The following is a 9961-nucleotide window of genomic DNA, read 5'->3' as shown; positions in this document are numbered from 1 at the left end:
AACGATGCACACAATCGGGGTCTAAACCGAGTCATGCTCGAAATAAACAGTGGCGAGCGGTGGCAGGGTAATTTCCGCCGATGCCGGCAAACCGTGGCTTTCCTGCATCGAAGCTTGGACTTCGCCAAGATTGCCGATGCCCGCGCCCCCATATTCCGGAGCATCCGTGTTGAGAATCTCGCGCCAGCGCCCGGCAAAAGGCAAGCCGATGCGATAATTATGGCGCGGTTCCGGAGTGAAGTTGCAGGCGACCACCACCGGCTTTGCGCCAGGCCCGCCATAGCGCACCCATGCGAAAATCGATTGCGCCTCGTCGTTGACGACGATCCACTGAAACCCTTCCGGTTCGCAGTCGCGGGCATGAAGCGCGGGCTTTTCGCGATGCAGGCGGTTCAGGTCGCGCACGAGAGATTGCACGCCGCGATGCGGCGCATTGTCGAGCGACCACCAGTCCAGCCCCGCATCGAAATCCCACTCGGCCCGCTGGGCGAATTCCTGCCCCATGAAGAGCAGCTTTTTGCCCGGATACCCCCACATGAACCCGTAATAGCCCCGAACGTTGGCAAACTTCTGCCAATCGTCGCCGGGCATCTTGCCGAGCATCGAGCCTTTACCGTGAACCACCTCGTCGTGGCTGATAGGCAGGATGAAGTTTTCGGAAAAGGCGTAGATCAGCCCGAAGGTGAGCTTGTTGTGGTGCCATTTCCGGTAGACCGGATCGAGCGCCATGTAAGACAGCGTGTCGTTCATCCAGCCCATGTTCCACTTGAAGCCGAAGCCCAGGCCACCCGTGTTCGTCGGTTGCGACACGCCCGGCCAGGAGGTCGACTCCTCGGCGATGGTCGCGATCCCCGGATAGGCGCCGTAGACGCTTGCATTCGCGTCTTGCAGGAAGCGCACGGCGTCGTGGTTCTGGTTGCCGCCTTCCGAGTTGGGCAGCCATTCGCCCGCTTTCCGCGAATAGTCGAGATAGAGCATGGAAGCCACCGCATCAACGCGGAGGCCGTCGATGTGGTAGCGGTCGAGCCAGTAGATCGCGTTCGAGACGAGCATGCTCGCGACTTCAGCGCGGCCGAAATCGTATATCGCCGTGTTCCAGTCGGGATGGAAGCCCCGGCGCGGATCGGGATGCTCGTAAAGCGCGGTGCCGTCGAACTTCGCAAGCCCGTGCTCGTCGGTCGGGAAATGCGCGGGCACCCAGTCGAGGATCACGCCGAGGCCGACACGGTGCGCGCCGTCGACGAACCGCTGAAAGCCCGCCGGATCGCCGAAGCGGCGCGTCGGCGCGAAAAGCCCGATGGGCTGATAGCCCCATGATGCGTCGAGCGGGTGCTCGGAAATCGGCATCAGCTCGATATGCGTGAAACCCATGTCCACGGCATAGGGGATGAGCTGGTCCGCAAGCTCGTCGTAGGACAGGAAGCCGCCGTCCCACTTGCGCCGCCACGAACTTGCGTGCACCTCAAGGATCGACATCGGCCCGCGGCGCGCCTCGACCGTCGGCCGCCAGGCCATATGCGCCTCGTCGCCCCATTCATGGCTGTCGGTTCGCGCGACGACGGAGGCGGTGGAGGGGCGCATCTCGCCGGAAAAGCCGAACGGATCGGCCTTGAGCGGCTGAAGATCGCCATTCACGCCGATGATCTCGTATTTGTAGACGGTGCCCTCGCCGATGCCGGGGGCGAACAGTTCCCAGATGCCGCTGTCGACGCGCTTTCGCATCGTGTGGCGGCGGCCGTCCCACTGGTTGAAATCGCCCACGACCGAGACGCGGCTCGCATGCGGCGCCCAGACCGCGAACAGCACGCCATCCACGCCTTCATGGCAAAGCGGGTGCGAACCAAGCCGCTCATACAGGCGCTTGTGTGTCCCTTCCACGAGCAGGTAATCGTCGAGCGGCCCGAGCGCGGGGCCGAAGGAATACGGGTCTTCGAACTCCAATGCGTGCCCGGCGATGACCGCGCGCAGCCGATAGCGAAAGCGCTCCGCCACTCCCGGAACGAAGGCTTCGAAGAAGTCGCCGAAGCCCCGCCGCTCCAGCGGGACGGTCACACCGCTTTCGAGCACTGCCCCGAGACGTTCGACGCCCGGCACGAAAGCGCGAATCGCCATCCCGTCGCCCGCGCGATGCAGGCCGAGCACGGAGAAGGGATCGCCATGCGTGGCGGACGCGATCTTTGAAACGTCCTCTTCCCGCGCTCGCCAGCTGGCTTCGGTCACAATATCACCCTATCAGGTTTGAGCTGGCGGTACGGACGGGAACCCGCCAGATGTCTTCCGCATATTCTGCGATGGTCCGGTCGGAGGAAAACCACCCGACCCGCGCGGTGTTCAGGATGCTTGCGCGCCACCACGATTTCTTGTCGCGCCAGCGGATATCCGCCAGCCGCTGGGCCTGACAATAGGCGTCGAAATCCGCTGTCACCATGAAATGATCGTGGTAGGTGAGGATATCCACCAGTTGTTTGTACCTGTCCTTGTCGTCGTGCGAGAAGACGCCGGAAGCGATCGCGTCGAGCACGTCCTTCAGCACCGGCGAAGACGCGATGGTTTGCCGCGCGTCGATGCCCTTCGACCGCCGCTGTTGCACCTCTTCCGCCGTCAGGCCGAAAATGAAGATGTTGTCCTCGCCCACGCGCTCGCGGATTTCGACATTCGCGCCGTCGAGCGTGCCGATGGTGAGCGCGCCGTTCAGTGCGAATTTCATATTGCCGGTGCCGGACGCCTCCATGCCCGCCGTCGAGATCTGCTCGGACAGGTCGGCGGCCGGAATGATCCGCTCGGCGAGGCTCACGCAGAAATTCGGCAGAAACACCACCTTCAGCAGCCCGCGCACCGACGGATCGTTGTTGATCACCCGGCCCACATCGTGGATCAGCTTGATGATGAGTTTCGCCTGATGGTAGCTCGCCGCCGCCTTGCCCGCGAAGATCTTCACGCGCGGCACGAAATCCTTGGTGGGATGCGCGCGGATGTCGTTGTAACAGGCGATCGTCTCCAGAATATTGAGAAGCTGGCGCTTGTATTCGTGAATGCGCTTCACATGCACGTCGAACAACGCGTCAGGGTCGACCTTGATGAGGAGCCGGTCCGTGATGAGCTTGGCGAGCGCCTCCTTGTTCTTCTGCTTCACGCTCAACGCGCGCGCCTGAAATTCCTTGTCGGCGGCGAGGGCTTCGAGCTTCAGCAGCTCTTCCGGATGGTCGAGGAAGGCGTTGCCGATGGTTTCCGATATGAGGCGCGTCAGGCCGGGATTGGCCTCGAAGAGCCAACGGCGGAAAGTGATGCCGTTCGTCTTGTTGACGATTCGGTCGGGGTAAAGCTCATTCAGATCGCGGAATACCGTCTCTTTCATGAGGTCGGTGTGAAGCTGCGACACGCCGTTGACCTTGTGCGAGCCGAGGAAGGCGAGCGTCCCCATGCGAACGCGCCGACCGGAATGCTCGTCGATTACCGACAGGTTGGAGAGAACGCCCCAATCGTGCTCGCCGGCCTCGCGCAGATGGTCGAGATGCAGCGCGTTGATGAGGTAGATGATCTGCATGTGACGCGGGAGCAAGCGCTCCATCAGCGGAACGGCCCAGCTTTCGAGCGCTTCCGGCAGAAGCGTGTGATTGGTGTAGGAGAAGGTGGCCTGCGTGATGCGCCACGCCTCGTCCCATTCGAGCGCGTAGACGTCTACCAGCAGCCGCATCATTTCGGGGATGGCGATGGCCGGATGCGTGTCGTTGAGCTGGATCGCTGCCTTGTCGGCAAGAGTCGCGATGTCGCCGTGCTGATTGAGGTGGCGGCGGATCAGGTCTTGAAGCGAGGCGGACGCAAAGAAATATTCCTGCCGGAGGCGCAGTTCAAGCCCGGCGGGTGTCGAGTCGCTCGGGTATAGCACCTTCGAGATGCTTTCCGCGCGCACCTGATCGGCCTGCGCGGCCACGTAATCGCCTGCGTTGAACACGTCGAGGCGCAAGGGGTCGGGTGCGCGCGAACGCCAAAGGCGCAGCGTGTTGACCGACGCGCCGCGCCATCCCGCGACGGGCGTGTCGTAGGCGACAGCCTCGACAATCTCGTTCGGTTTCCAGATTTGCGCGGCGCGGCCGTCCGCCTGCGCTTCCACCGATCCGCCGAAACCGATCTCGTATTCGATTTCGGGCCGCGCGAATTCCCACGGGTTGCCGAACGCCAGCCAGTCCTCGGGATATTCGTGCTGCCAGCCGTCCTTGATCGCCTGCCGGAACAGGCCGTGATCGTAGCGGATGCCGTAGCCATAAGCCGCGACCGAGAGCGTCGCCATGCTCTCCATGAAGCACGCGGCGAGGCGGCCGAGGCCGCCATTGCCGAGGGCGGCGTCCGGCTCGATCTCGCGCAGCTCTTCCAGGTCGACATCGAGCCCGGCCAGCGCCTCGCGCACCGGACCGGTGAGGTCGAGGTTGTTCAGGGAGTCCATCAGCAGCCGCCCGATGAGAAACTCGAGCGAGAGATAATAGACGCGGCGCTGGCCCTTGTCGAAGCTCTCCTGCTTCGAGTCGATCCACCGCTCGACGATACGGTCGCGCACGGTAAGCGCGGTGGCCAGAAACCAGTCCCGGGGGCTGGCGGACGAGCGATCCCTGCCCGTCTCGGAAATGAGATGCGCGAGGATCTGCTCGCGAAGCTCCACGATCCGTTCCTGCGCGTTTTCGCGTCCGCCGCTTTCGGCGGCGCGAATTCTAGACTCTGGCTGCGACTTCGTTTCGGTCATGGTTCCTTTTCCCCCGGTCCGCATCGACTGATAATGCAGGGCCGTTCTGACACGGCTGTGAAGCCGAACGCTTTTGGCTCGATAGCCGCAGCTGGATGATAAAACAAGAACGTCGGGCCGTCTGAAGCCGCTTTCGTCGGGCGTCTTGCGCGAGACACGCCGTATAAACACTTTAACCTGAGAGTAGCGGCAGGCGAAAGCGCAGCGGGGGCGAACCATGGGCGGAGATGTGAATGCAATCCTTTACACGGTCTCGACCTGGGTCATTCCGCTTTTGCTCGCGATCACGCTGCACGAGGCAGCCCATGGCTTCGCGGCCCGCCGCCTCGGCGACAACACCGCATGGATGCTCGGCCGTGTCACGCTAAATCCGTTCAAGCACGTCGATCCGGTCGGCACGATCCTTGTCCCCGCGATGCTGCTTCTGGTCCGCGCGCCATTTTTATTCGGCTGGGCGAAGCCGGTGCCGGTGAATTTTCGCAATCTGAACAACCCGCGCCGCGACATGATTATCGTGGCGCTCGCGGGCCCCGGCGCAAACATCTTTCTCGCGGTCGTGTCGGCGCTCCTGTTTTACGTGGCGCGGGAATTGCCATCGCCCGCGAATGCCTGGGTCGCCCAGAATCTTGTGAACAGCATCCTTATCAACGCGATTCTCGCCGTGTTCAACATGCTGCCGATCCCGCCGCTCGACGGCGGGCGCGTGCTGACCGGGCTTCTGCCGCGCCGCCTCGCCTATCGTTTCGAGGGGCTGGAACCCTACGGTCTGCTTCTGATCCTGACGCTGATCTTCCTTCTGCCCTATGCGGGACGCAGCGCCGGGCTCGACCTCGATTTCTTCTCGCGATATCTGATCTGGGCGTCGCGCGGAGTGGTAGACGCCATCCTGTCGATCACCGGCATCAGATAGCGGCCATGCGGCCATGCGGCCATGCGGCCAGCAGACTTGCCTTGTTCCCTCTTTGGTACATTATCGATAGATCTCAAGATTGGAGGCATCGACATGTGCGGCGATAACCAGGGCACTCAGGGAAACGGCGGCAAGGGGCAGAGCGGCGGAAAATACGGCTATGGATACGGCCGCCGTGCGAAGGAGCGCCGGGAGGCGCAACAAAAAAAGCAGGCAGCCGCGGACTCGGCGTCGCGAGCCGGAAGCGGCAGCAGCGCGTTCGACGAATATCGCGCGGAGGCGATGCGCCGTCTCGACCGGGAGCAGAAGGAGTTCGCCGCGTTCATGGAGCGTCAGCGCCAGTCGCGAGAACGCGCCGATTTCGACCGATTCATGGCCGAACGGAAGTCGCCGATCATCGACATTTGATCGAAGCGTGAGCGATTTTCGGCCGCGCCCGGCTTTCCTCCGGGCGCGAACCTTTTACCTATCCGCCGTCATTTCCCGATGTCGCATGTGCGACACATGTCGGACTTTCGACACCGCCGCCGATTTAAAACTATTCCGCACATTTCAGCCGCTTAGGCGTTTGGCACGCCTCCTGCTTTAAGAGGTGCGCGCTGCGGATCGACGCGGCGGCTTAATCAGGCGGAATGCGGGATGCGCGACCTTTCGAACGGTCTCAAGGCAACGAACGACGGCGAAGGGGCTGCGGGCGGCGACAACGCGCTATTCTTGCGGCGCACTCTGTCAGGTCGCGTTGCGATCAACGACACGACGCTGAGGGATGGCGAGCAGACGCCGGGCGTCGCCTTTACAGCCGCGGAGAAGATGCAGATCGCGGCCGCGCTTGCCGATGTCGGCGTCGACGAAATCGAGGCGGGTACGCCCGCCATGGGTCGCGACGAGCAGGAGACGATCCGGCGTATCGCGAAGGCGGGACTGCCGTTGCGCGTCATCGCGTGGTGTCGCATGCGGCGCGGCGACGTGGACGACGCGCTCGCTTCAGGCGTCTCCATCGTGAACCTTTCGGCGCCCGTCTCGCGCTTTCAGATTGCCGCGAAATTCGGCGGTTCGCTGCCGCGCGTGGTGGCAGCCGTCACCGACGTGATCGGATACGCCCGAGCAAAGGGCCTCGAAGTTGCCTTCGGCGGCGAGGACTCGTCGCGCGCCACCCGCGACACGCTCGAACCCATCCTCGAAGCGGCTGCCAAAGCCGGAGCGGTGCGCTACCGGTTCGCCGATACGCTCGGTGTGCTCGATCCGGTCTCGGTTCGCGGCGCCATCGAAGCCGTCCAGCGCATTACGGATCTTCCCATCGAGTTTCATGGCCATGACGATCTCGGTCTGGCCACAGCCAACACGCTGGCCGCGTTGGAAGCAGGAGCGAGCGCGGCCAGCGTGACCGTCAACGGTCTTGGCGAGCGGGCGGGCAATGCGCCGCTCGAACAGATCGCCGTAGCGCTCGACTCGCTCTTCGCGCAGGCCACGCGCATCCATCTTCCCGCCCTCGGCCACCTGAGCGAACTCGTGGCCCGGTGCAGCGGGCGCGAAATAGCGCGCTCGGCGCCTATCGTCGGCAAGGACGTCTTCACGCACGAGTCCGGCATCCACGTCGATGGCATCCTCAAGAGCAAGGACTGCTACGAGGCGTTGTCGCCGCGCCGACTCGGTCGAAACCATCGTTTCGTCGTCGGCAAGCATTCCGGGCTTGCGGGATTGCGCCATGAGTTGTCTTATCTCGGCCTGCAACTCACCGAAGACGAAGAGCGCCGTCTTCTTGCCGCTGTCAGGGGCTATGCGGAAAAGCACAAAGCCTGCATTCCGTCCTTCACCCTGCTGAGGCTCGCCGCTGCCCTTATGGACGAGCGGTCGGACGGCAACGCGGGTGTCTGCCCCATAAAGCGGTCGGCCTCGTCGTCTCGTCTGAAGGCGGTATCGTGACGCGCGGTGGAAACGAAAGGTTGGCATCAATGAGCGTTTTGTCGGATCTCGCAAAGCTCCCCTCGGCGGAGGATTTCTTCGCGTATCTCAAGGTGGATTACGATCCTGAGCGCCTCAAGGTGGCGCGCCTTCATATCCTGAAGCGCATGGGGCAGTATCTCGCGCAGAAGGATTTCAGTGCCGCGACCGATGAAGACGTTTATGCCGCCGCGCGTGAAACGCTGGCCCATGCCTATGACGATTTTCTGAAGTCGACGCCGCTTCAGGAGCGCGTTTTCAAGGTCTTGCAGGAGCACCACCCCGACCGGCCGAAGGAAGAAGCGCCCAAGGCTTTCGTGCCCCTTGACTCACTCACTATCATCGGCCGCTGAAGCGGCACGCAGGAAGGGTTGACCCATGCATCTCGTCGTTTGCATCAAACAGGTTCCGGACAGCGCGCAGATTCGCGTGCATCCGGTCACGAACACCATCATGCGGCAGGGCGTGCCGACCATCATCAACCCCTATGACCTGTTCGCCATCGAGGCGGCGCTTCGCCTGCGCGACAAGCACGGCGGCAAGGTGACTGTGCTGACGATGGGTCCGCCGATGGCGGAAGACAGCCTGCGCCGCGCGCTGACCTATGGCGTCGACCGCGCCGTGCTTCTCACCGACCGCGCCTTTGCAGGCTCCGACACGCTCGCCACGAGCTACGCCCTTTCGCAGGCCATTCTCAAGATCGGCCAGACCTACGAGCCGGTCGACATCGTCTTCACGGGCAAGCAGACCATCGACGGCGACACGGCGCAGGTCGGTCCCGGCATCGCAAAGCGCCTCGACCTGCAACAGCTTACTTACGTTTCCGGCGTCAACGAGGTGAACCTCGAAGGCAAGACCATCACCGTCGAGCGTCGCGCCGAAGGCGGCGTGCAGATCTTGAAGTCGAACCTGCCGTGCCTGATCACCATGCTCGAAGGCACGAACGAAATCCGTCGCGGCTCCATCGACGTGGCGCTCGCCGCCGCCCGCGCGGAGATCGTGACATGGAACGCCGCCGCCGCCGGCGTCGCCGAGATGGGCAAGTGCGGCCTCAAGGGCTCGCCGACCGTGGTGAAGCGCGTGTTTGCGCCGTCGCCGCGCGCCGACAAGGCCAAGATCATCGACATTGGCGGCCTTACCCCGGATGCGATTGCGACCAAGACGCTGGACGAGATCTTCAACCGTCTGCCGACCATCGAAAAAGAACTGACGGCCATGGCCCAAGGTTGAGCCAGCGCGCAATACGGAGATTTGGTTATGACAACGACACCCGCCCCGAAGCCCGCAGCAGCAGCTGGCGGCCGCGCCGGAATGAAGAAAGAACTTCCCGAGAAGTTCAGGTCCTACAAGCACGTCTGGGTTTTCATCGAGCTTGAGCGCGGTCACGTGCATCCCGTCTCGTGGGAACTCATGGGCGAAGGCCGCAAGCTCGCCGACAAGCTCGGTGTCCAGCTCGCGGGCGTCGTGCTCGGCGGCGCAGGCGAAGACACGCGCGCAGCCGTTCAGGAGTGCTACGCCTACGGCGCGGACGTGGCCTATCTCGTGGAAAGCCCGGTTCTGGCGGACTACCGCAACGAGCCCTACAGCCGCTGCATGATGGAACTGGTTAATAAGTTCCAACCGGAAATCCTGCTTCTTGGCGCAACGACGCTCGGCCGCGACCTGGCGGGCTCGGTTGCGACGACGCTGGCGACGGGTCTCACGGCAGACTGCACGGAACTCGCGGTCGACGCCGACGGCTCCCTTGCCGCGACGCGCCCGACCTTCGGCGGTTCGCTTCTCTGCACGATCTACACGTTGAACTTCCGCCCCCAGATGGCGACGGTTCGCCCGCGCGTGTTCTCGATGCCGGAGCGCCAGGAGGGCAAGTCCGGCCCGGTCATCGAATATGAATTCAAGATGATCGAGGACGAGATCGTCACGAAGCTGCTTCAGTTCATCCCGGATCGCGACTCGAACAAGTCGAACCTCGCCTATGCGGACGTGGTCGTCGCGGGCGGCCTCGGTCTCGGCAGCGCTGAAAACTACCAGCTCGTGAAGGATCTGGCGAAAGCTCTCGGCGCGGAATGGGGCGGCTCGCGTCCGCTCGTGCAGCGCGGCTGGATCCCGGCCGACCGCCAGATAGGCCAGACGGGCAAGACCATCCGTCCGAAACTCTACATCGCCGCGGGCATCTCCGGCGCGATCCAGCATCGCGTGGGCGTCGAGGGCGCCGACCTGATCCTTGCGATCAACACCGACAAGAACGCGCCGATCATGGACTTCGCCCATATCGGCCTGATCACCGACGCCGTCCGCTTCCTCCCCGCGCTCGCGAAGGAAGTCCGTCAGCGGATCGCCCCCAACACGCGCTCGCGCCTCGTCGGCTGATTGAG

General features: G+C 63.3%; 8 protein-coding genes. 6 read left to right on the top strand and 2 right to left on the bottom strand.

All coding sequences use genetic code 11. The features are described 5' to 3' along the window. Window positions 1–21: 21 nt before the first annotated feature. Together glgB and KKP04_RS06255 are read right to left on the bottom strand one after the other, a co-directional pair. Window positions 22–2220 (bottom strand): 1,4-alpha-glucan branching protein GlgB, encoded by a 2199-nt coding sequence (gene glgB, locus KKP04_RS06260; RefSeq protein WP_215028101.1) that lies wholly within the window; start codon window positions 2218–2220, stop codon window positions 22–24. A gap of 4 nt (window positions 2221–2224) precedes the next feature. Beyond that, on the bottom strand, window positions 2225–4735 hold the full coding sequence (locus tag KKP04_RS06255) for a glycogen/starch/alpha-glucan phosphorylase (protein WP_215028100.1): 2511 nt from the start codon (window positions 4733–4735) through the stop codon (window positions 2225–2227). A gap of 217 nt (window positions 4736–4952) precedes the next feature. Between KKP04_RS06255 and KKP04_RS06250 the strand changes: the two genes are divergently transcribed. The 6 genes from KKP04_RS06250 (at window position 4953) to KKP04_RS06225 (ending at window position 9956) form a co-directional block, all read left to right on the top strand. After that, window positions 4953–5645, top strand: coding sequence for a site-2 protease family protein (locus tag KKP04_RS06250; protein ID WP_215028098.1), 693 nt, complete (start codon window positions 4953–4955; stop codon window positions 5643–5645). A 93-nt stretch (window positions 5646–5738) separates the two neighbouring features. After that, entirely contained in the window at window positions 5739–6053 is a 315-nt protein-coding gene (locus tag KKP04_RS06245) for a DUF2852 domain-containing protein (RefSeq protein WP_215028096.1), read from the top strand. A gap of 231 nt (window positions 6054–6284) precedes the next feature. Further along, complete coding sequence (gene nifV, locus KKP04_RS06240) at window positions 6285–7568, top strand: homocitrate synthase (protein WP_215028094.1); 1284 nt, start codon at window positions 6285–6287, stop codon at window positions 7566–7568. A 29-nt stretch (window positions 7569–7597) separates the two neighbouring features. After that, the gene (gene nifW, locus KKP04_RS06235; RefSeq protein WP_215028092.1) at window positions 7598–7939 is read left to right on the top strand and encodes a nitrogenase stabilizing/protective protein NifW; all 342 of its coding nucleotides are present in this window, start codon (window positions 7598–7600) and stop codon (window positions 7937–7939) included. Window positions 7940–7964: 25 nt separating this feature from the next. Next, on the top strand, window positions 7965–8816 hold the full coding sequence (locus KKP04_RS06230) for an electron transfer flavoprotein subunit beta/FixA family protein (protein ID WP_215028090.1): 852 nt from the start codon (window positions 7965–7967) through the stop codon (window positions 8814–8816). A 27-nt stretch (window positions 8817–8843) separates the two neighbouring features. Beyond that, window positions 8844–9956 (top strand): electron transfer flavoprotein subunit alpha/FixB family protein, encoded by a 1113-nt coding sequence (locus KKP04_RS06225; protein ID WP_215028088.1) that lies wholly within the window; start codon window positions 8844–8846, stop codon window positions 9954–9956. Window positions 9957–9961 lie beyond the last annotated feature (5 nt).

Origin of the sequence: Rhodomicrobium sp. Az07, assembly GCF_018619475.1 — a bacterium.
In the GTDB taxonomy this organism is placed as follows: domain Bacteria; phylum Pseudomonadota; class Alphaproteobacteria; order Rhizobiales; family Rhodomicrobiaceae; genus Rhodomicrobium.
This window is presented reverse-complemented; position numbering and strand designations above follow the sequence as displayed.

Excerpts from the sequence above, each read along its gene's own strand:
- KKP04_RS06255 (WP_215028100.1), bottom strand. The coding sequence starts at position 4,735 with ATGACCGAAACGAAGTCGCAGCCAGAGTCTAGAATTCGCGCCGCCGAA.
- KKP04_RS06250 (WP_215028098.1), top strand. The coding sequence starts at position 4,953 with ATGGGCGGAGATGTGAATGCAATCCTTTACACGGTCTCGACCTGGGTC.
- KKP04_RS06245 (WP_215028096.1), top strand. The coding sequence starts at position 5,739 with ATGTGCGGCGATAACCAGGGCACTCAGGGAAACGGCGGCAAGGGGCAG.
- nifV (WP_215028094.1), top strand. The coding sequence starts at position 6,285 with ATGCGCGACCTTTCGAACGGTCTCAAGGCAACGAACGACGGCGAAGGG.
- nifW (WP_215028092.1), top strand. The coding sequence starts at position 7,598 with ATGAGCGTTTTGTCGGATCTCGCAAAGCTCCCCTCGGCGGAGGATTTC.
- KKP04_RS06230 (WP_215028090.1), top strand. The coding sequence starts at position 7,965 with ATGCATCTCGTCGTTTGCATCAAACAGGTTCCGGACAGCGCGCAGATT.
- KKP04_RS06225 (WP_215028088.1), top strand. The coding sequence starts at position 8,844 with ATGACAACGACACCCGCCCCGAAGCCCGCAGCAGCAGCTGGCGGCCGC.